Genomic DNA, 18686 nt, shown 5'->3' with positions numbered 1-18686 from the left:
ACCATTGTTAGATAAAATTAAAGTCGGTGGAATTGATTACCAAATCGTTTTAAAAGACCTTGATACAAGAGGCGATGACAAAAATGGCCAGCAACTAGGTTGGTGCGTGATGGGCGATAACTTGATTGAAATCAATGAGAAAATTCATAAGACCAGGCAAGATCAAACGTTGATACATGAGCTGACTCATGCAATGTTTTTTGAAGCTGGTCTCGAAGATGAGGAAGATTTGGTCAATCGGTTGGGTTTAATTTTATACCAGGTACTAAAAGATAATGACTTTTCGTGGCTTCGGAGGTGATCCAAAATATATCTTGACTAGCAAAGAGCTAAGTAAAGGAGAGTTGATATGAAAAACGAAAAGAACAATTCGAGAATAGGATTTATGGAATTGCTATGTTTATTATTTATCGCATTAAAATTAATGGGGTTCATCGATTGGTCATGGTTATGGGTGTTAAGCCCGATATGGATTTCAATGACTTTGATGGCAGTGATAGCCGTAATTATTGTATTGGTGGAAAAGTATAGCGATATGTAAATCGTGAGTGAATCGTGTGAAAATCGTGCAAAAAAGATGAAGAACGCTGATCTTGTGAGCTTTGAAACGAAAATAATCGTGAGTGAATCGGTAGATTTGCGGTAGAAAAATATTGTAAATATTAATTTATCAACAATTAAACAGATGATTATCGGTAGATAATCGTGCGAAGTCGTGGAAACACGGCTATTTTTTATGCCCTGAACATGGCATTAAACTGTTTAAGTCATACGGACTTTATAACTGGATTAATTAGTGCATACGGCACTTAAAAAACGGAGGTATTTTATGACAAAGAAAGACAAGCTAAAACTAGACTTACAGATGTTTGCAGACAAAGTTGAATCTTCCGGAAATACCGGTAACGATTCAGGTCACGGAAATAGCGAAAATGCAAACGTAGTAGATTTTGATGAACAGCAACAAGAACATATTAATCGTTTGGTAGCTCAAGCAAAATCTAAAGCTAAAGCTGAAGCAGAAAAACAGTATGAAAAGGACGTCCAGAAAGCTGTTGAAGAAGCTTTGGCCAAGGAAAAGGATTATGCGAAGCTGTCTGAGAAGGACCGTGAGCGCAAACAACGCGAAGATGAGTATGCAGCTTTTAAGGCTGAAAAAGCAGCGTTTGAGTACGATAAGCTAGTTAACGATGTGAAGTCTGACTTATTGGCCAAAGAATTGCCTGGTGAATTCGCAGAGTGGCTAGCGGTAGAAGGCGATACAGAACAATCGCTAGCGAATGTGAAGCTGTTTGCTGAGCGGTTTGGTGCAGCAGTGTCCGAACAGGTCAAACGGCAGTTGATGCATCCTAGCGCTAAAACAGGAAGTGCATCAGGGAGTAAAGTGAATGCCGGTGCTGCGTTAGCTAAAAGAGCAAAACAGCAGTTTGGTGGCAAGATAGTTTAGAAGAGGAGAAAGAGTATGAAATTAAATTTTACAAGCAAAGAGATTTTGCACAACTTACCTTATACCGCTTTGACGGTCACGGTAGATAAGACCACTACAGGAACAGTTGATGAAAAAGGTCGTAAGATCCTTCCTGCAGGAACGGTCGTTTTCGGAGATGGTGCATCGGTATTTAAGGACCGAACCAAAAAGGTGAAGAAATCAACGGGAGAAGAGGCTGATGGTATTATTCTACATGATGTAGATGTGACTGATGGAGATAAAGAGGTCGCTATGGTTTATCAAGGAACCGTCCGATCAGATCGTGTAATTGATTATGCTGATACGATTGACAAAGCTTTGCCGCAAATTAAGTTTATCAAAGGTATTTAAGGAGGGACACTATGGCTTTAATTCATGATTTATTTACTGCTTCTAATGTGGCGGGTTACTACACAGAACTACCTCGGGAGACGATGGTAGGTGAACAATACTTCCCTGCCAAAAAGCAGCTTGGGGATGAATTGACGTATGTTAAGGGTGCGGAAGGGAAACCTGTTGTTTTAAGAGCTTCAGCTTACGATACGAAGGTAACCTTACGTGATCGCATCAACATCGAGATGGATAGCAAGAAGATGCCGTTTTTCAAGGAAGCACGCCTTGTGAAAGAAGAAGATCGTCAAATGCTAAATTTATTGGAACAGACGCATAATCAGGAGATGATTGATGTTGTTTCTACAACCATTTTCAATGATCAAATGGACCTAGTTAAAGGAGCTCACGCTCGTCTGGAGGCGATGCGTATGCAACTTTTGGCTTATGGTGTGATCTATATTAACTCGGGTGGCGTGTTTAAAGAGTTGGATTATGGGGTAGCCGAGGAAAACAAAGGTGTGGTAAAAACTGCATGGACCGACCCTGTGGCAAACCCAGTTCAGGACTTAGACACTGCTGTTGAGGCACTAAAAGCGCTAGGAACAACACCAGAAGTCTTAGTAATGAACTCTGTGACTTTCGTTCAATTACGCAAGGCACCTAAGACAGCTAAGCAAGTGTTGGCGGCGGCTCAGGAAGGATATGTTCCAAAGCGTACAGAGGTGGAGGACTACTTGCTAAGCGAGTATGGTTTGCGGTTATTGATTGATGACCGAACTTTTGTGGACGATGATGGTGTTTTGAAAAAGTATTACCCAGATGGAAAGGTGACATTGACACCTAACATGGCTTTAGGATCAACGGTCTTTGGGACAACACCTGAAGAATCTGACTTAGTATCAGGAAATAATCTGAATGTATCTATTGTTGACACAGGTATTGCGGTGACCACAAAAACAACCGATGATCCAGTAAATACTCAGACTAAAGTATCTATGGTTGCGCTACCTTCATTCGAACAGATCAATCGGGTGTATATGTTGGATGTAACAGCAAATTCAGTATCTCGTATCTAAGGGGGGATGAGTGATGATTGTAACTAAGGAATTCATTGATCAATATGACGAGCACCATTACCGTGTGGGGGACGAGTTCCCCCATGCAGATAGTGTGGTTGAGACCTTTAAAACTGAGCGGATAAATCTACTGAAAAGCGGAGGTTATATTGACCAAGCTACTGCGATGGAGGAAGTGGACTTAACTAAAGATGAGATCAAAGAACGATTGGACGAGCAGGGCGTAAAGTATAAAAGTAATGCCAGCAAAGATGAATTGGTCGCGTTGATGAATAGTGAGGAATAACCGTGAATGATTATATTCGCCGAGTTAAAACGCTACTTTGTATTGATGATAAATTACAGGATAGTCTGCTAGAAGAGATCCAAGACAACACAATCGCTTTATATAAAGCGTTAACTGGAGCGGATGCCGTCCCGCTTGACCACGACTTTATGATTGTGGAAGTTATGGTTAAGCGTTACAACCGAATCGGGAATGAAGGGATGCTTCAAGAGCGCCAGGCGGATATGTTGCAGGTGTTTAATTCGGATGATTTTAGTGAGTACAAGGACATCTTGCTTGCTCGGTATAAGCCACCAGACACAAGACAGAAAGGCGGTGTGTTCTGGCGATGAGATACAACAAACGTATTGAAGTTATTACCAAACGAGGCGAGGAAGTTTATAACCCTCGTACTCGAAAGAAAGAAAAGCAACCCGATGAAAGACAAGTGATATCTGCACACATTTCGCCGATCACACTCGAAAGCTCAGTTGGTATTTTCGGGTCTTACGATAAAAATATCCTTGTAGCACGTTGCTTAGGAAAGCCTCGACAGAATCATGTCGAGGTTTTTTATCGGAAAAAATTATATAAAGTCATTCGACAAACAAATTACCGTAACCGTTTTGAGTTGTATTTGGAGTTGGTTCAATGAAAGTCACGTTTAAAGGTGGAACGGAGCTTAGCGCTAAATTGATGCGTAATGCCAAGATGGAAGAAATCAAACAAGTTGTTCGGACAAATGGTGCAGAGTTAAATCGGGGTATGGTGCGCAACGCTGTATTCGTTAAAGGCTATTCAACCGGTGCGACAAGAAGAAGTATTACGTTGAATTTATCGAATGGAGATATGACTGCTACCGTAAAGCCTGGCACACATTATTCAGTGTACGTAGAATACGGAACCCGTAAGATGGCCGCACAACCGTTCGTCAAACCATCATTTAATGCGCAAAAAAATAAATTTATATCGGATTTAAAGAGGTTGGTGCAATGATTGATCAACTGTTATTTGACGAAGTGTTCATTGTTTCGACATCGCTCGGTTATAAAACATATGACACGTTACCAGATTTAGCCGAGAGTTATCCCTTCGTAGTATTAGAAGAAGTTCAAGTAGCGCCAAGGGGTACTAAGTCAAAAATGATTGGCCGTGTGTTTATGACCATCAGTATTTGGTGCGATGGGAATGACCGAGGATTAGCAAGTGACATGATGAATGCAATTTTATTGAATTGTATGAATATTAGCGAATCGGATGGAATCCGATTTATGGCAGTGCCAAGCGGTTGCGGAACAAGAATGTTAGAAGACACTTCAATCGGCAAAAGCTTATGGCACGGAGTTGTGGAATTAGAATTTAAATTTGCATAAATAACGAATAAGGAGATGTGGATATATGGCAAAATCAATTACAATGCCCATCAGAGGTAGAGATAAAGTTCTGTTTTTCCGCTTATTACAAGATGCGGCAAAGGGAGCAGCTGCTCGTTTAGCCTTACAAGTGGAGCACGAGTGGAAATATGAGCGTGATAATGAACCTGTTCAAACGAAGGACGGAGCGATCGTTCAGGGTGGTGGTTTAGAAGTAACTCTTGAAGTGAATGCTATTTCTACTCGTGATGAATTGAATAAAATGCTTTGGGAATCTGTAAAGAAGGGACTTAAAGTCGAGGTTTGGGAAGTTGATCTTGCGAGTGCAACCGAAGGGGAAGCTAATACCTATTCCGCTTTATATGCTCAAGGTAACCTAAACGAATGGACTATCCCAGCAAATGTTGAAGAGTTGGAAGAATTGTCGACAACTATGGCGATTGATGGTCAACCTATTTCAGGTAAGGTAACTCTAACAGAAGAAGAAGTTAAAGAAATTGAAGCAATATACGAATTTACAGATTTAAAAGCTAAAGCTTAATAGAAAGGGGGACGTAAGTTCCCCTTATTTTTGAATAAAAGGAGAATGTTAAATGGCAGATAGAACAGCAAAATTAACAATTGGGGATAATTCTTATTTAATGACATTTGGGTTAGGATGCTTAGCACGATTAAATCAAAAATATGTAACAGAAAAAGAGGGTATTAAACTCAGTGTAGGAATCCCCAATGCGATGGCAGAACTCGCTTTAGGAAACTTTGAAGTGGTTGCGGACCTTATCCGTTTTTCAACCGCAGATAATGTTAATCGACCATCTGAAAAGGAAATCGAAGCATATATCGATATGCGAGATCAAGAGGATGATACGACGGTGTTTGATGATTTTTTAACCTATTTGAAAATGGTACCAGGTGCGAGACGTTTCTTCAAAGAAGCGGAGGTCGCACAGCAAGAAATGGAAAAAGTCGAGAAGAAAATCACGAAGAAATAGACTGTCCATATCGATTAGCAATCGTTAACTGCTTTAGGTATTTAGGTGTTTCGTCTCTCAATGAAGCAATGATGATGAGTTGGGAAGAATACTTAGTCCGAATGGAAGCTCATTCGCTAAAAGTTAAAGATGAAAACTACTTACTTCATGCTTCAGCGTGGTTGAACGAACGTGAAGCAGGAGCAGTGGATGGTAGATCAAACAAGTACATCTATCGAAGTTTCAAAGATTTTTATAAAGACGCTGACTCGCCTGAAAAAGAGCAAGTTTTCGAAAGGTTGCGAGAAGTGGCAAGGCGAAGACAAGAATATATGAAAGGAGGTAAATAATGGCAGAAAGTTATAGCGTAGAAGCGATATTAACAGCAGTTGATTCCAATTTCAGCCGGACGATGGACAGTGCTAACTCGTCTCTTAAGTCTTTACTAGGATATCAATCCAAGGGGACCGCTGGTATGGGATCTTTAGCAAAAGGTTTCATGGTGGGTAATCTAGCGGCAAAATTAGTATCTAAAGGAATTCAAGGTATTACAGCGAATGTTGGTAAGGCGGTAGATCGTTTTGATACAATGAACACTTTTCCTAAGATGATGACTACGATGGGCTATTCAACGAAAGAAGCTAATAAAGCGATTAAAGATCTGGGTGATGGTATTGAGGGATTGCCTACTACTTTGGATAGCGTGACAGGTACTACCCAGCAATTAGCGTTGCTGACCGGTGATTTAAAGAAGTCAACTAAACTCACGCTAGCACTAAATAATGCTTTTCTTGCATCTGGTTCTTCAAGTGCAGATGCGAGCCGTGGACTTACTCAATATAGTCAAATGTTATCGAAAGGGAAAGTTGATCAACAGTCCTGGAATACTTTGCTTGAGACAATGCCAACGGCGCTAACGAAGGTGGCTGAATCATTCGGTTATGCGGGAGCAAGTGCGAAGACAGATTTATACGATGCATTGAAAGATGGAAAGATAACGTTCGATGAATTCAACGATAAATTAATGGAATTGAATGACGGTGTTGGCGGTTTTGCTGAAATGGCAAAAATAAACTCGGAAGGAATTAAGACGAGTTTTGGCAATATCAGTAATGCAGTGGCTAAAGGCTTAGCTAATACAATGTCAGCGATTGATCGGTCGTTAGAAAGTCTAGGCTTTGATAATATGGCGAAGTTAATCGATAAGGGGAAATATACAATTAACGATGCATTTAAGGCATTGAATGGGGACGCTGAAAAAGGGGTTAAAGGTTTAATCGATATTTTTACAGATAACGTCAAACCATTTCAAGACGAGATTAAACGCTTCTTCAGTTTTGGAGATGTGGATATTTCATCCGTTGCAAAAATGGCAGCAGCATATCTCGGAGCGTGGAGCGTTGTCGGTAACGCACTCCCTTTGATTGAGAGATCAGTCGGAGGGTTAGAACTCTTTTCAGATACCGTCATGGCAATACCTGGTAAAGCAATAACAGGACTGAATGCCACGAAAAGTAGTATTGCAAAATTTGCGAGCACCGCTTATTCAAAATCGAACATCATTAAGAAATCGGCAAATTTTATGGCGGACGGCTATACAAAGTCGCTATTTAGAATTCAAGCAGCGATGGGACGTTTCGACGGCGGGAAACCGTGGGCATCATTTGAGAAGATGACAGCCTCTATGGGGAAATTCTGGAATGGTATGAAACGAGTTGGATCTCTCGGAGTGCAAGCCATCTCTAAAACAGCTGGTGCATTTTCTCAACTTGCCATGGCTGGGCTTCAAACGGTCGGTCCGGTAGCGATGATTGGTGTTGCTTTAGCTGGTGCAGGGTTAGCCTATCAAACATTTGGAACGCAAATTGATATGATAGCTCAAATGGCAACCACACAAGGACCTGCAATTATATCGAATTTAGCAGATGGCATTATCAGTCAACTACCTACCTTGATTGATTCAGGGGTACAGATGTTACAGCTGTTTGCCGATGCATTTTCAGCGAATTTCCCAGTGCTAGTTCAAAAAGGTGTGGAAATTATCTCATCTCTTGTGCAAGGAGTGGGGCAGAATATTCCTCAATTGATTTCGATTGCATCGCAAATTGTATCAACATTTGTAGGTAGTATCGTCCCAGCAATTGCACAGTTAACAATTGTTGGAATGCAGTTTATTTTGCAGTTAGCACAAGGAGTTGTCGGAGCGTTACCTCAAATGCTCTCGCAAGGTCAAGGGTCTGTAAGTCAATTTATTCAAGGGGCTTTAGGGTTCATTGACCAAGTGATGCAGATTGGATTTCAGATAATCAGCACCTTGATAAGTGGAATTATGAATAATTTACCTCAGATTCTTTCAATTGGGGTTCAAGCGATTACACAGTTTATTCAAGGATTGGTGCAAATGTTACCGACAATTATTAACTACGGTGTGCGAATAATTCGGCAATTAATTACTGGTATTGTTACTAATTTTGGAACTATCATTTCAACAGCCGCCAAAATTATCTTGGTAATTGTTTCGGGGCTTTTACAAGCTCTTCCTCAAATCGTGTCAGCGGGTGCTCAAATTATTGTGTCGTTGCTTAATGGCATTACACAATTGTTCGGTTCTCTATTTGAAAGTGGTTTTGAAATTGCCTCTAAAGTTATCGAAGGGATTAAGAACGGAGTTGCAAACCTGGGCAGTGCAGCATGGGATGGATTAAAAACAGGTGTATCTGGCGTTTGGGATTGGGTAACGGGTAAATCTGCTGAGGGTTCAACAGCTACGGTTGAAAATGTACAAACGATGGAACAGGGTGTTACTGAATCAACTGCACTGATGAATCAGAACGTTACTGAAAATGTTGATAGTATGTCCGGCAATCTTCAGACAAAGGTTGGTGAGATGTCACTGAATATTCCATCTCAATTTGAAACGATGGCGCAAATGGCAGGGCTTAATTTCCAACAACTCGGTATTAACTTAGATACAGAAATGGCTAATATTCAGGCTAATTTGCCAGCAGGAGCTCAAGTAACAGCGGAAGGCATTAAAGCGCATTTTGCTAATTTGGGTGTAGATGTTCCAAACGACTTTGCACAAATGGCAGCAAATGCTATGGGAGCTATGTCTGGATTCGATGTTGATGCGATAGCATCGGCCGGGAATACAGTTAATCAGATTGTATCGGAATTTGGTAAATTACCTCCAGAGGTCACTCCTCCAGTAGATAGTGCTGTGCAACAGGCGAACGCTTCATTTAATAATTTAGCATCAGAAGCGCCAGCCAATGTTAGTTCGACCACTTCTTCTGTTTCAAGCGAATTTACGCAAATGGAAGGCGAAGTAACTGGAGCGATGACTTCAATGGAGTCATCTGTTAGCTCAGGTTTTACAGGCGTGGGGGCAAGTGTACAAAGTTTCACTAGTCAGATGAATTCCACGATGACAAGTGCTATGAATAGCATGAAAACGTCGGTTCAATCTGCAATGAATTCCATTAAGTCTAACGTTCAGTCATCAATGAATTCAACAAAATCAGTTATGACATCATCGCTTAATTCAATGAAATCTCAAATGCAAAGCGCTGTAAACTCAATGAAATCAACCATGCAAAACGCAATGAGCTCAATTCAATCTGTTGTTTCAAGCGGTATGAATCAAGTTGTAAGTGCGATTCGAAGCGCTATGCAACAAGCAGTATCTGCCATGAGAAGTGCAGCGGGTCAGGCAAGATCAGCTGGCTATCAAATGGGCGCTGGCTTTCTAGGTGGGCTTAATGCAATGAGTGGTGCTATTATCGGTCGTGCTAGGGCGATCGCTAGTGCGGCGGCGGCAGCGATGAGATCGGCTTTGCGGATTCACTCTCCTTCACGAGTAACCGCTGAAATTGGGGGCTATTTCGGTAAAGGTTTAGCAGTGGGAATTGATGATGAAACTCGTAAAGTTGAAAAGATTGCAGCGAATTTAGCTGTATCTGCATCAAGCGCAACTGAAAGAGCAAGTGAACGCAACCCGTTATCACTAGCGACAACCGAGCTTAGAGGTAGCCGACAAGCGATTGAAAGTTTAGCATCAAATCGAACAGCAAGTGTTGAATCGCCAAATCAACCAGCAGAGATTTACTTAAATATGGGCGGGACAGTATTTAAGGCATTCACTCAAAGTATTACGCATCAACAAGAACTTGATCTAAGTTTGTCACATTATTAGAAAGGGGCATGAACAGTGTATGAATTTACAGATTTAAACGTTACAACAAATCGAACGCTAAAGCTTGCCTCGGATTGTATGTCGATCAATGGTGAATACTTAGAAACATTAATCAAAGGCTATCGTCAGCTAGGAGTATCTGGTCGAGGGATCGTCTCCCGTAAAGTAAAACGTGATGACGTACCTCGTCGGGCTGGCTCGTGGTTTAGTTACGCACAAGACAATGAACGAATGATCGAGGTGAGATTCAAGTTAGAGGCACCGACTTCTGAGAAATTAAGAGAGCGCTATTGGCAGTTGAATAAATTCCTTAGACCAGACGGAGAATTTTTAAAACTGAAATTCAAAGACGAGCCTGATTACACGTACGAAGCAATTTATATTGAGGGTGAAAGTAATCCAGAGCAAGCATTGAGTATTATTGATAAATTAGTGTTTGTTTGTCCGAATCCGTATAAGTACAAAGAAGTTAGAACATCATTAGACACCGTTAATTCTAGCGATTGGATAGAGTTGATTGAAATCACTGGAACGGTTAAATCATCTACTCGGACGATTGATATCACGAACGGACGAGAAACCATTCATCTTAAAGGCAATTATGCAAGTGGCGATAAAATCGTTATTCATTTTGGCGATGAAATTAGCATTACAAAGAATGGAAACAATATTCTACATGAGTTGCAGTTACACAGTCCGTTAGAGTTTTTTGACGTGAAAAATGGCGAGCGCATCACAAGTAATGAGCTTGATATCCAATTCAAGTGGAGGGAGTATCGAGCATGATTTATCTATTTAATAATCAAGAGAAGCTATTAAAAATACTTTCTGATAAAACGTTGAAATCCGTTGAACAGGTGCAGACGTTAACGGACGAGAAGTATATCTCCGATAAATTATTCGTTGAGTTACGGAATGTGAACGATGAATTATTATCTGAAGTTGAGTACGTTGCAATTCATAATGCAGAAAATCCACAGAAGTTTGATCTCTATTTCTTGCTCAGATATCGACATGACGGAGAACTAACGATTCTAGACTGCGTTCAATCAGGCATTGAAGAGCTGATGAAAACGCCAGTCTACGATATTCGTCCTACTGGGGACGTACGACTTCACGCAGAACGGATATTAAAGGATAGTCGATGGACAGTGCAGTACACGCCAAGTAAACCGAATATCACGAGAACATACTATTACGAGGATGCATTTACAGCTTTGAAGAAGCTGTGTGCATCCTTTAATGTTGAAATGCAGTTTCATGTGGAGATTAATAACAATCGGATTGGGAATCGGTACATTGAATTTAAAAACCGTATCGGTACAGCCACACATAAGCGAGTGACGTACGGGCATAATGCGCTATCGATTGTTAAAGAAACGCAACGAGACGATATTTATACGGCAATGATTGGTCGTGGACGTGGCGAACAAGTATCTGAGGCAGGACAGGAAAATCCAGACGGTAAGGTTCAGGAGCGAGACGGATACGGACGTAAAATCACGTTTGAGGATATCGAATGGTCAAAGGCGAAAGGCAATCCAGTTGATAAGCCTAAGGGACAGAAATACATTGAATTGCCTGAAGCGACAGCACAGTTTGGGATTATTACCGATAAAGGTGCAGTACCGAAGATTGGTTTCGTGGAGTTTGATACCGAGGATAAAAACGATTTAATTCAACGCACGTATGAAACGTTATTGGAATATAGTCGTCCACGAGTGGAGTTAAAAACAAGTGCCGTCTATCTTGATGCGAAAATCGGCGACACGGTTCGTGTTGTAAGGCACGACTTGAAAATCGACTACCCAGTCCGAGTATTTGAAGTCAAATGGGATAGATTGACAAATTCTGTTGTTGAATTAAAGCTCGGCGATATTCTTCATGAATCAGCAAGCAAACGTCAGTCGAGAATGATGAATGCAATCCGTGATGCAGTGGCTGAGGGTCAAGATGAAATCGTTGATAAACTTAAAGACAACTTGCCGAGTGCAGATGGTTTCAATACTAACTGGTATTCACTCACCGAGCCAAAAAATCCTCGAATTAGGGACGTTTGGTACCAACCGGATCCTGAATTTGAGGGGCATTATATTATTCAAATGTGGACAGGGGAGATATGGCAAGAGCTAATCCGGACTAAAAATTGGAAAGTTGTCAGCGAGAAGTTAAAACAACTAGAAACACAAGCTACCGAAGCGAATCAAAAAGCGGACTCAATATCTGAAAAGGCAGACGAAGCAATCTCAACCGCCACCGGTGCTAAAGACATAGCTGAACGTGGCAAGCAGCTTGCTGACGAACTGAGCGCACACAGAACCAAAATAGATGATGAGATCAATCGTTTAAAAGAACGCAATACGATCAATGACGAGGTGACCGCCGAGTTTATTACCAATAAGGAACTAATTCGCTACAACGAGAACCGTTGGCTAGGTGAGCCTTATGGAAACTTAGATCAAGGCGATAATTGTATTCCTATAAGGCATAATGGCGGTGGTTTCCTGATCGGCAAGGAGTACACAGTGTCAATGATTATTTATCCAATGGATAAACCAAATATTGAAGCTCCAATTTATATGGGGGCTTATGTAGAAAGCGAGGTTAAGTATGGCTAATTTTACAGGCGGCCTTAATGCAGACGGCAAGTCGCTTATATCGAGTGCTATTGCAAATAAAAAACCAATCGTTATCAACAAACTGCTGATCAACGGTGCAGAAGCTAAGAATTTAGTGATCAATCGTGATGGTAACAAGATCAAGGTATCGGGGCAGTATGACAATATGACCATGGCAGATAATCGAACGTTAAACAAAATTGATGTTCGTGCATCTGTCGAGGGCGTGGGCGATAAAGTCATTGCTAGCTTTACCGCAAGCCAAGGAGATGTCGTACCACCTAGGTCAGCCCATCCATGGGTAGCTACCTACACAGTCAATCTAGTAGTTAGCAGTGACGCTAGTGTGGGAATAACTTACAAGGTGCAGAGTGGGATCGGGAAGTATGAAGTACCAATCGGAGATGGGTCAAATAGGGAGTACACAGTCACCCACAATCTTGGCACACGCTCGGTAATTGTGCAGTTGTATCAGAATGGTCAACCGTATGAGGAGTACTTATTCGAGGTGTATAGACCGAATGAGAACCAAATTAAAGTGGTGGCTAACAGAGCATTAACTAAAAATGAATTTGTATTGGTGGTGATTGGGTGAAGAATTTAGGAAAATTTGAACACGACGATGATGTTGTATCGCTAAACTTATTGACGCAACCGAGCTTTATGATTCCACCTAGCGAGTTGCAAGAGGGGGCTAATGAATTTTTAACCCTTTACTGGACTAACGAGTTAAAAATGACTGGTGATTATGTTCTTAATTATTTGGTGGACGGTCAAAAATATTTACTTTCGTATGATTGTGAGGTTTTAGGAGAATACGGAGATTTAAGTGGATTAGACCTTCGCTTTGCATTTCTTAATTTCTTCTACACAAAAGAAGTTTGGACGATGAACTCCAACGGACATATCATTAATTATTTTAATAAAAAGCTACCTTACAAATTTAATATAAGTAGAGTAATGACGGTCGATCATAACAGTAGTATCCCTCATGCTTATTGTTATGGAGTGAGAAATAATAAAGAAAATAGAAACATAAATGTCAAAGTTACGAACATAAAGTTAACACCAATCGGAGGTATAGCATGAAAGATTTATCACCAATCAAGCATGATGAGGATTTAATAACATCAAAATATTTGAATAACAATATTGCTAAAATAATCGGGGGGGGGGGCAATATTGTTCTAAACGGTGATGTTTTTATAACAAATGAAAGTGAAAAGAAAAGCATAGAATGTGGACTGACCATATCACAAAGTTTAAATTTATTACGAGGTAAGCGGATAAGAGTGAGTGTTTATGTGGAAGTGGAGAACGCACAAAGTGGGCGTATCGGAGCAGAACCTGGTTTCAAAATAAGAAGTAGTAATCGCTATTTTAGTGCATGGTTAAACGCTGATGATTACAAAGGTAAAAATTTCAAAGGTGTAATTTCCAAAGAATACACAATTCCCGATGAGCCTATCAATGAGATCGTGCAGAGTGGCATTTATAATCAGATTAAAGCGGATAAATCAAAAGTTGGTAATTTTAAAATTGAGATTTTAGACGATATATCGCCAACTTTTAACGATTTAGTCAAGAGATTAAAATACATAGACGAAAAGTTAGACGCACTTGAAAGAAAAGGAGTTATGTGATGAAATCTTTAGCACCAATTAATCAAGATTCGGACTTAATAACATTAAAATATTTGTATGACAATATAAATGAAATGGTCGGGGGGGGGATATATTGCGATAATTTAGTTGAAAAAGATAAGCTCGCTTCTTTTGATAATTACAGTAATTTAAAAATAAACGAGTTTGGTGAATTAATTTTCACTTTTGTACAAGGCAAAGACCTTACCTTAAGAATCATAGAAGACCCCTTACATAACAAAGGAGAATTTTTGATACAAGGTTTGATCGAAAAGAACGGCAAGCCCCTTTCAAAAAGTGAATGGACAAGTTTAACTGTTTCTAAAATCCAGCCAAAATTAACAAGCTTTATAAAAGATGGTTTCTTTAGAGCGGTCGGTGAATTTACAGAACAGAATTGGATTATCCACGCACCCATAAAAACGCAAGCGGGTGACGAAATTAAGATTAAGCATTTACAAATTTATAAATTGTAGGGGGTGACAACTATTGCAATTCAATTAACGCAAAATAACAAACCCATCAAAACCACCGTCACACCACTACATGGCGGTGGTTATCGCATTGAAGCAACTTTCATAGCGGAAAGTAAGCAACCTAAGCTTTGCCTAGCACCTAACGACACTAGTAAGCAATACACCTTTGCAGAAGCTAATCTCAACCGTGGTACTAAAGCCCTTGACTATGTTAAGCCCGAAACGAGTGAAACGGTTATTAAGGAGCTATTTGATAATCTCAATCAGATTAAGCTTGATTTTAAGAATGCTGACGAGGGATTGACCCATAAAATCAACTTAACCGCCGAGGGAATAAAAGCCCTACTCACTAAACAGGGTAATGATCTATCTAAACAAATTCATTCCATAAGATCAACTGCTGACTTTTATGAGCGAGTTTTAGGGACAACTGAAGACAATGTAGTAAGTAACCTATCACGAATGGTTCAAGCGAGTGGCGTTATCCAAACGGAAGTTATGAAAAAAATTGACCCCTTATCTACCAAAGTGACACAGACCGCTGATTCGTGGGCGGTTAAGAATTTGAACTCCAACGGCGACGTATTAGCAGAGCTTAACCAAACTGATGGCTTAACCAAAATTAAGAATAAGCTAATCCATCTTGACGGTGATGTATCAATGACCAACGCATTTGCTGAAAACCTATTGACGAAGAGTTTTAGCACTGACAGCTTAAAAGCATTTAGTGCAAAAATCCAAAACCTTATCACGGTCAATGTTGATGCAAGAAGTGTCACAGGTATGGACGCAAACTTTATTAGAGCGAGATTAAATAGTGGTTCAAGCAATGTCACAATTACAGGTGAAGGCTTTACGGTGCTTCATAAGAACGGTAAAAAGACGGTCATCGATTACGATGGCCTTTATCATTATGACGGTGGATGGTATCACACACATTACTTACACGATGTAATTCCTGTGTCCGGCATTAACCATACGTCAGACACGGGGTATAAATGGGTTACAATTCCTAGTGTGTATCATGGGAAGCGGTTTAACGCCCAAGTTGCATTCGCTGATGCGTGCGTGTGGAAGAACACCAATGGCGATTATCAAAATGGTTGGTTAGTGCTACAACGTATTGTCTGTTATGTCCAAAAAGATAGCATCGATTACGATAACGGACGAGTGCCTATCGTAGGATATGCACGTTATTGGAATGCCAGAACACGTAAGGCCGAACAATATGATATTCAAGTTCAATTGATTATCGATTACTAAAGCGAGGTATCCTATGAATGAATTGATTTATATTAAAACACTAACAGAACTGTCCGAGGATTTGTTGCTGGCGAAGTTGGAGATTAACAAGTATAAGCAAAAGTTAGAGGAAGCCATGAAAATCATTGATGAATTACAAAAGGAAAGCGAGGAAGCAGATGAAGTATCAAATTCTGAACACACCGTACTACAAGCAGAGGCTTGATCGAACGGAGATTCAAATCTTTTGTGAACAACCCTATACCATCATCACACGAGATGTTGTGGGCGACGCAACGGGTAAATCAAAAGACGAGCAGATTCAGTTGGTATTAGATCAAATGAATATTGAGTACGATCCTAGCGACAAAGTAAATGAGTTAGACAGCAAACAAATCAAGTTGGATAAAGCTTTAGAAAAGGCAGATGCAAAATTATCCGAGGTTGATGAAGCAATCGCAAACATGAAGAAAGAATCTCAAATAACGCAGGGCGCACTGATCGAGTTGATGAACAAGGTATTACCGATTGTCGCTCATCTACAACTCAAGAAAGAAGATGAGGTGAGTGAAGATGCGCCGACTACTGGTGATGATGACAATGCTGAGAAAGGGGGTGAGACAGGTGATGGTAATGTTACTAGCAATTAACATTGTAGCTGGTCGCTATGAGTATAAGAATGTTTTACCGTTCATGAAAGAAGCGGTCGCAGAACAGCTCAAACTCATGAACGCAGAAGAATTAATCACAGAATAATGACGGAAAAAATTATCATCACACTAGCAATCGTCCTCTCAATTTTGGGGGCGGTTGCTTATTTGATTAAACAACGAAAGGGGTAGGTTATGACTTGGGACTCTATCATAGACTACATTGTAAGTGTGGGCGGTATCATAGCGCCACTGACGGCGATTTTAGGATTTGGCTATAAATACCTAGTTGCCCCTTGGGAGAGAAAGAAAGCTAGGGAAGAAGATCTTGCAAGACGAGAAAGGCTACAACAAGATAAAGATTATCAGAATAAAATGCTTGATATTACTAAAAAGCAGATGGAGCCAATCGTTAAGATGTTGGAAGAATTTAAAACAATTACAGTCGAATCAAACTATGACCGCAAAAATTTAAATGAAATCACAAAAGAGAACAAACAAGCGATCAAAGATCATGACGAGCGCTTAGACGATCACGATATGCGATTGATCGTGCTAGAAACAAGTCGGGAAAATGGTCACCAAACGATCACTTATAAAGAACATTACGGCAACGGAAAAGAGGATAAAAAATAATGGAAATCATTAAAGGACTAGTAGAACAATCAGAATTAATTGCAATCATTTTAATCCCAATCGTGAGTGGATTTGTTCAAGTATTTAAAAACACGCTTAATCTACAAGATCGGTATGTACCTTTGCTATCTTTGATAGTCGGGGCTACTATCGCTATGACAGTTATGCTTAGTGCTGGTCAATCGCTAAACAGCGCGATCATCGTTGGGCTTATATCGGGATTAGGAGCTTGTGGTTTGTATGATCAAAAGAAGATTGGAGATGGGGGATCTAAAAATGCTTAAGTACAAAGGGGCAACGTTAACAGATGAAACCCTAAATATGCTAATTAAAGAGGCGGAGCGCTTAGGTGTTCCGCCTTCATACTTGATTGTTAAATTGCACTTTGAGGGGTTGTGGGGAACATCCGCAGTAGCCAAAGCAAATAATAATTTAAGCGGTATGACCTATCCAAATACACATATGAACGCTTTTACTAGACCAAGTGGCGTTCAAGTCAAAAGAGGCACGAAGCGTCCGGCAAACGAAGGCGGCTATTACATGCACTATTCGAGTTTGGATGACTTTTTCAAAGATTGGCTTTATTTAATCCGGAGGGGTGGATCCTACAACATTGCAGATTCTAAGAACTTTGATGAAGCTGTTAAGGGTATGTTTAGGTATGGCGGCGCTAAATATGACTATGCGACTATGAATCTTCCGGATTCTCAAAGCAAGCAACGATATGAAGCTTATTTACGAGGGATGAAAGCTAGAAGATCAGCAATCAATCAAGCGAACAATGGTGTTTTAGATAAATTAGACAAAGGAGTTGAAAATATGACAGCAACAGCAAATGCAGTCATTCAAGAGGCTAAAAAATGGTTAGGATCTAATAAGTGGGGAGCTAACCACAAGAAAATCATTGACGGTTACAACGCAGTCCGGGCTTTGCCAAGAGGATACGCAGTCAAATATTCTGATGATTGGTGTGATACTTTTGTATCGTTCGTGGCAGTAAAGTCCGGAGCTAAGGACTTGATTGGCCGTGAATGCGGTGTGGAAAGACACAAAGATATTTTCAAACAGCTAGGGATTTGGAAAGGACTAGTAAAGCCTAAAGTTGGAGATATCGTTATTTTTAATTGGAGCGGTAACCGTCAAGGATGGGGAAATCATATCGGCTATGTTGCTAACGTGGACGGTGATATGATCACCACAATTGAGGGGAATACCACTAAAAACGGTGTGTCTACAGTGGCTTATAACCGCTTTGTGTGGAATAGCGTCTATATTCAAGGTTACGCACGTCCACGTTATGCAGAAGGAAGTCAAGCACCTAAAGTTGAGCTTAGCGGAGATATCGAGCAACTGGCTAGAGATGGTATCGCAGGCAAGCTAGGTAATGGCGAAGACCGCAAACGACTACTTGGCGATAAGTACGAAGCAGTACAAGCTAAGATTAATGAGTTGCTAAGCGGTACTACAGTCGAGAAAGTCCAAGAGGATCAGCAAGAAGCGATTGAAAAGATCGTCAAGTCTGAGATCTCAGACGAGGATAAAAACGAGATTATCCAGGGTATCCTTGAGCTAGTCAAAGCAGAAGATATTAAGGCGGTTATTGAGAAAGCTTTGAAAGATTAATATATAGAAGTGTGATAGCCCTCTACCATTTTGGTAGGGGGCTATTTTATTTTTAGGGGGGTTGACAAGTGTGGTATACTATAGAAAATGTCACTTAAGGTAATTTAGATGAAGAAG

General features: G+C 40.4%; 27 protein-coding genes. All 27 read left to right on the top strand.

Annotated elements, in window-relative coordinates:
• Positions 1-4: 4 nt before the first annotated feature.
• The 27 genes from HMPREF9706_RS03405 to HMPREF9706_RS08830 all read left to right on the top strand — a co-directional run bounded on the left by HMPREF9706_RS03405 (position 5) and on the right by HMPREF9706_RS08830 (position 18569).
• On the top strand, positions 5-301 hold the full coding sequence (locus HMPREF9706_RS03405; RefSeq protein WP_006907980.1) for an ImmA/IrrE family metallo-endopeptidase: 297 nt from the start codon (positions 5-7) through the stop codon (positions 299-301).
• Positions 302-349: 48 nt separating this feature from the next.
• The gene (locus tag HMPREF9706_RS03400) at positions 350-541 is read left to right on the top strand and encodes a hypothetical protein (protein WP_006907979.1); all 192 of its coding nucleotides are present in this window, start codon (positions 350-352) and stop codon (positions 539-541) included.
• A 288-nt stretch (positions 542-829) separates the two neighbouring features.
• Positions 830-1447 (top strand): capsid assembly scaffolding protein Gp46 family protein, encoded by a 618-nt coding sequence (locus HMPREF9706_RS03395; protein ID WP_006907978.1) that lies wholly within the window; start codon positions 830-832, stop codon positions 1445-1447.
• A 15-nt stretch (positions 1448-1462) separates the two neighbouring features.
• Positions 1463-1819: a hypothetical protein gene (locus tag HMPREF9706_RS03390; RefSeq protein ID WP_006907977.1), complete on the top strand. Its 357-nt coding sequence runs from the start codon at positions 1463-1465 to the stop codon at positions 1817-1819.
• Positions 1820-1830: 11 nt separating this feature from the next.
• Positions 1831-2877 (top strand): major capsid protein, encoded by a 1047-nt coding sequence (locus HMPREF9706_RS03385; protein WP_006907976.1) that lies wholly within the window; start codon positions 1831-1833, stop codon positions 2875-2877.
• 13 nt (positions 2878-2890) lie between these two features.
• Positions 2891-3163 carry a hypothetical protein gene (locus HMPREF9706_RS03380; protein ID WP_006907975.1) on the top strand — a complete coding sequence of 91 codons (273 nt, stop codon included), beginning with the start codon at positions 2891-2893 and terminating at the stop codon, positions 3161-3163.
• Between the two features lie 2 nt (positions 3164-3165).
• Entirely contained in the window at positions 3166-3495 is a 330-nt protein-coding gene (locus HMPREF9706_RS03375) for a phage head-tail connector protein (protein WP_006907974.1), read from the top strand.
• Positions 3492-3797: a hypothetical protein gene (locus HMPREF9706_RS03370; RefSeq protein ID WP_006907973.1), complete on the top strand. Its 306-nt coding sequence runs from the start codon at positions 3492-3494 to the stop codon at positions 3795-3797. Before HMPREF9706_RS03375 ends, HMPREF9706_RS03370 begins: the two co-directional genes overlap by 4 nt.
• Positions 3794-4138, top strand: coding sequence for an HK97-gp10 family putative phage morphogenesis protein (locus tag HMPREF9706_RS03365; RefSeq protein ID WP_006907972.1), 345 nt, complete (start codon positions 3794-3796; stop codon positions 4136-4138). The genes HMPREF9706_RS03370 and HMPREF9706_RS03365 overlap by 4 nt, the downstream gene beginning before the upstream one ends.
• Entirely contained in the window at positions 4135-4515 is a 381-nt protein-coding gene (locus HMPREF9706_RS03360) for a DUF3168 domain-containing protein (protein ID WP_006907971.1), read from the top strand. The genes HMPREF9706_RS03365 and HMPREF9706_RS03360 overlap by 4 nt, the downstream gene beginning before the upstream one ends.
• A gap of 25 nt (positions 4516-4540) precedes the next feature.
• A complete protein-coding gene (locus HMPREF9706_RS03355; protein WP_006907970.1) occupies positions 4541-5056 on the top strand; it encodes a phage major tail protein, TP901-1 family in 516 nt (171 codons plus the stop codon).
• Positions 5057-5108: 52 nt separating this feature from the next.
• Entirely contained in the window at positions 5109-5507 is a 399-nt protein-coding gene (locus HMPREF9706_RS03350; protein WP_006907969.1) for a tail assembly chaperone, read from the top strand.
• A gap of 71 nt (positions 5508-5578) precedes the next feature.
• On the top strand, positions 5579-5836 hold the full coding sequence (locus HMPREF9706_RS03345) for a hypothetical protein (RefSeq protein WP_040444568.1): 258 nt from the start codon (positions 5579-5581) through the stop codon (positions 5834-5836).
• Between the two features lie 62 nt (positions 5837-5898).
• A complete protein-coding gene (locus HMPREF9706_RS03340; protein ID WP_196793077.1) occupies positions 5899-9681 on the top strand; it encodes a tape measure protein in 3783 nt (1260 codons plus the stop codon).
• A gap of 15 nt (positions 9682-9696) precedes the next feature.
• On the top strand, positions 9697-10467 hold the full coding sequence (locus HMPREF9706_RS03335) for a distal tail protein Dit (RefSeq protein ID WP_006907966.1): 771 nt from the start codon (positions 9697-9699) through the stop codon (positions 10465-10467).
• Positions 10464-12299 (top strand): phage tail spike protein, encoded by a 1836-nt coding sequence (locus tag HMPREF9706_RS03330; protein WP_006907965.1) that lies wholly within the window; start codon positions 10464-10466, stop codon positions 12297-12299. Before HMPREF9706_RS03335 ends, HMPREF9706_RS03330 begins: the two co-directional genes overlap by 4 nt.
• Positions 12292-12894 (top strand): hypothetical protein, encoded by a 603-nt coding sequence (locus HMPREF9706_RS08835; protein ID WP_006907964.1) that lies wholly within the window; start codon positions 12292-12294, stop codon positions 12892-12894. The genes HMPREF9706_RS03330 and HMPREF9706_RS08835 overlap by 8 nt, the downstream gene beginning before the upstream one ends.
• Complete coding sequence (locus HMPREF9706_RS03320) at positions 12891-13388, top strand: hypothetical protein (protein WP_006907963.1); 498 nt, start codon at positions 12891-12893, stop codon at positions 13386-13388. The genes HMPREF9706_RS08835 and HMPREF9706_RS03320 overlap by 4 nt, the downstream gene beginning before the upstream one ends.
• Positions 13385-13942: a hypothetical protein gene (locus HMPREF9706_RS03315; RefSeq protein ID WP_006907962.1), complete on the top strand. Its 558-nt coding sequence runs from the start codon at positions 13385-13387 to the stop codon at positions 13940-13942. Before HMPREF9706_RS03320 ends, HMPREF9706_RS03315 begins: the two co-directional genes overlap by 4 nt.
• Positions 13942-14418 carry a hypothetical protein gene (locus tag HMPREF9706_RS03310; protein ID WP_006907961.1) on the top strand — a complete coding sequence of 159 codons (477 nt, stop codon included), beginning with the start codon at positions 13942-13944 and terminating at the stop codon, positions 14416-14418. The genes HMPREF9706_RS03315 and HMPREF9706_RS03310 overlap by 1 nt, the downstream gene beginning before the upstream one ends.
• Before the next feature lie 3 nt (positions 14419-14421).
• Entirely contained in the window at positions 14422-15681 is a 1260-nt protein-coding gene (locus HMPREF9706_RS03305; RefSeq protein ID WP_006907960.1) for a hypothetical protein, read from the top strand.
• Between the two features lie 13 nt (positions 15682-15694).
• Positions 15695-15886: a hypothetical protein gene (locus tag HMPREF9706_RS09045; RefSeq protein WP_006907959.1), complete on the top strand. Its 192-nt coding sequence runs from the start codon at positions 15695-15697 to the stop codon at positions 15884-15886.
• Positions 15840-16310, top strand: a complete 471-nt coding sequence (locus HMPREF9706_RS03300; RefSeq protein ID WP_006907958.1) for a hypothetical protein — start codon at positions 15840-15842, stop codon at positions 16308-16310. The genes HMPREF9706_RS09045 and HMPREF9706_RS03300 overlap by 47 nt, the downstream gene beginning before the upstream one ends.
• A complete protein-coding gene (locus HMPREF9706_RS09345; protein WP_006907957.1) occupies positions 16288-16416 on the top strand; it encodes a CD1375 family protein in 129 nt (42 codons plus the stop codon). Before HMPREF9706_RS03300 ends, HMPREF9706_RS09345 begins: the two co-directional genes overlap by 23 nt.
• An 89-nt stretch (positions 16417-16505) precedes the next feature.
• The gene (locus HMPREF9706_RS03295; protein ID WP_006907956.1) at positions 16506-16946 is read left to right on the top strand and encodes a hypothetical protein; all 441 of its coding nucleotides are present in this window, start codon (positions 16506-16508) and stop codon (positions 16944-16946) included.
• Positions 16946-17230: a holin gene (locus tag HMPREF9706_RS03290; protein ID WP_006907955.1), complete on the top strand. Its 285-nt coding sequence runs from the start codon at positions 16946-16948 to the stop codon at positions 17228-17230. Before HMPREF9706_RS03295 ends, HMPREF9706_RS03290 begins: the two co-directional genes overlap by 1 nt.
• The gene (locus tag HMPREF9706_RS08830; protein ID WP_051009490.1) at positions 17223-18569 is read left to right on the top strand and encodes a glucosaminidase domain-containing protein; all 1347 of its coding nucleotides are present in this window, start codon (positions 17223-17225) and stop codon (positions 18567-18569) included. The genes HMPREF9706_RS03290 and HMPREF9706_RS08830 overlap by 8 nt, the downstream gene beginning before the upstream one ends.
• Positions 18570-18686: the final 117 nt, after the last annotated feature.

Source organism: Facklamia hominis CCUG 36813 (assembly GCF_000301035.1).
In the GTDB taxonomy this organism is placed as follows: domain Bacteria; phylum Bacillota; class Bacilli; order Lactobacillales; family Aerococcaceae; genus Facklamia; species Facklamia hominis.
Note: the sequence above shows the minus strand (reverse complement) of the source record. Positions and strands in the feature narration are given on the sequence as shown.

What these genes read in the sequence shown, in the direction of transcription:
- HMPREF9706_RS03400 (WP_006907979.1), top strand. Translation starts at nt 350, where the DNA reads ATGAAAAACGAAAAGAACAATTCGAGAATAGGATTTATGGAATTGCTA.
- HMPREF9706_RS03395 (WP_006907978.1), top strand. Translation starts at nt 830, where the DNA reads ATGACAAAGAAAGACAAGCTAAAACTAGACTTACAGATGTTTGCAGAC.
- HMPREF9706_RS03390 (WP_006907977.1), top strand. Translation starts at nt 1,463, where the DNA reads ATGAAATTAAATTTTACAAGCAAAGAGATTTTGCACAACTTACCTTAT.
- HMPREF9706_RS03385 (WP_006907976.1), top strand. Translation starts at nt 1,831, where the DNA reads ATGGCTTTAATTCATGATTTATTTACTGCTTCTAATGTGGCGGGTTAC.
- HMPREF9706_RS03380 (WP_006907975.1), top strand. Translation starts at nt 2,891, where the DNA reads ATGATTGTAACTAAGGAATTCATTGATCAATATGACGAGCACCATTAC.
- HMPREF9706_RS03370 (WP_006907973.1), top strand. Translation starts at nt 3,492, where the DNA reads ATGAGATACAACAAACGTATTGAAGTTATTACCAAACGAGGCGAGGAA.
- HMPREF9706_RS03365 (WP_006907972.1), top strand. Translation starts at nt 3,794, where the DNA reads ATGAAAGTCACGTTTAAAGGTGGAACGGAGCTTAGCGCTAAATTGATG.
- HMPREF9706_RS03360 (WP_006907971.1), top strand. Translation starts at nt 4,135, where the DNA reads ATGATTGATCAACTGTTATTTGACGAAGTGTTCATTGTTTCGACATCG.
- HMPREF9706_RS03355 (WP_006907970.1), top strand. Translation starts at nt 4,541, where the DNA reads ATGGCAAAATCAATTACAATGCCCATCAGAGGTAGAGATAAAGTTCTG.
- HMPREF9706_RS03350 (WP_006907969.1), top strand. Translation starts at nt 5,109, where the DNA reads ATGGCAGATAGAACAGCAAAATTAACAATTGGGGATAATTCTTATTTA.
- HMPREF9706_RS03345 (WP_040444568.1), top strand. Translation starts at nt 5,579, where the DNA reads ATGATGAGTTGGGAAGAATACTTAGTCCGAATGGAAGCTCATTCGCTA.
- HMPREF9706_RS03340 (WP_196793077.1), top strand. Translation starts at nt 5,899, where the DNA reads ATGGACAGTGCTAACTCGTCTCTTAAGTCTTTACTAGGATATCAATCC.
- HMPREF9706_RS03330 (WP_006907965.1), top strand. Translation starts at nt 10,464, where the DNA reads ATGATTTATCTATTTAATAATCAAGAGAAGCTATTAAAAATACTTTCT.
- HMPREF9706_RS08835 (WP_006907964.1), top strand. Translation starts at nt 12,292, where the DNA reads ATGGCTAATTTTACAGGCGGCCTTAATGCAGACGGCAAGTCGCTTATA.
- HMPREF9706_RS03315 (WP_006907962.1), top strand. Translation starts at nt 13,385, where the DNA reads ATGAAAGATTTATCACCAATCAAGCATGATGAGGATTTAATAACATCA.
- HMPREF9706_RS03310 (WP_006907961.1), top strand. Translation starts at nt 13,942, where the DNA reads ATGAAATCTTTAGCACCAATTAATCAAGATTCGGACTTAATAACATTA.
- HMPREF9706_RS09045 (WP_006907959.1), top strand. Translation starts at nt 15,695, where the DNA reads ATGAATGAATTGATTTATATTAAAACACTAACAGAACTGTCCGAGGAT.
- HMPREF9706_RS03300 (WP_006907958.1), top strand. Translation starts at nt 15,840, where the DNA reads ATGAAGTATCAAATTCTGAACACACCGTACTACAAGCAGAGGCTTGAT.
- HMPREF9706_RS09345 (WP_006907957.1), top strand. Translation starts at nt 16,288, where the DNA reads ATGGTAATGTTACTAGCAATTAACATTGTAGCTGGTCGCTATGAGTAT.
- HMPREF9706_RS03295 (WP_006907956.1), top strand. Translation starts at nt 16,506, where the DNA reads ATGACTTGGGACTCTATCATAGACTACATTGTAAGTGTGGGCGGTATC.
- HMPREF9706_RS03290 (WP_006907955.1), top strand. Translation starts at nt 16,946, where the DNA reads ATGGAAATCATTAAAGGACTAGTAGAACAATCAGAATTAATTGCAATC.
- HMPREF9706_RS08830 (WP_051009490.1), top strand. Translation starts at nt 17,223, where the DNA reads ATGCTTAAGTACAAAGGGGCAACGTTAACAGATGAAACCCTAAATATG.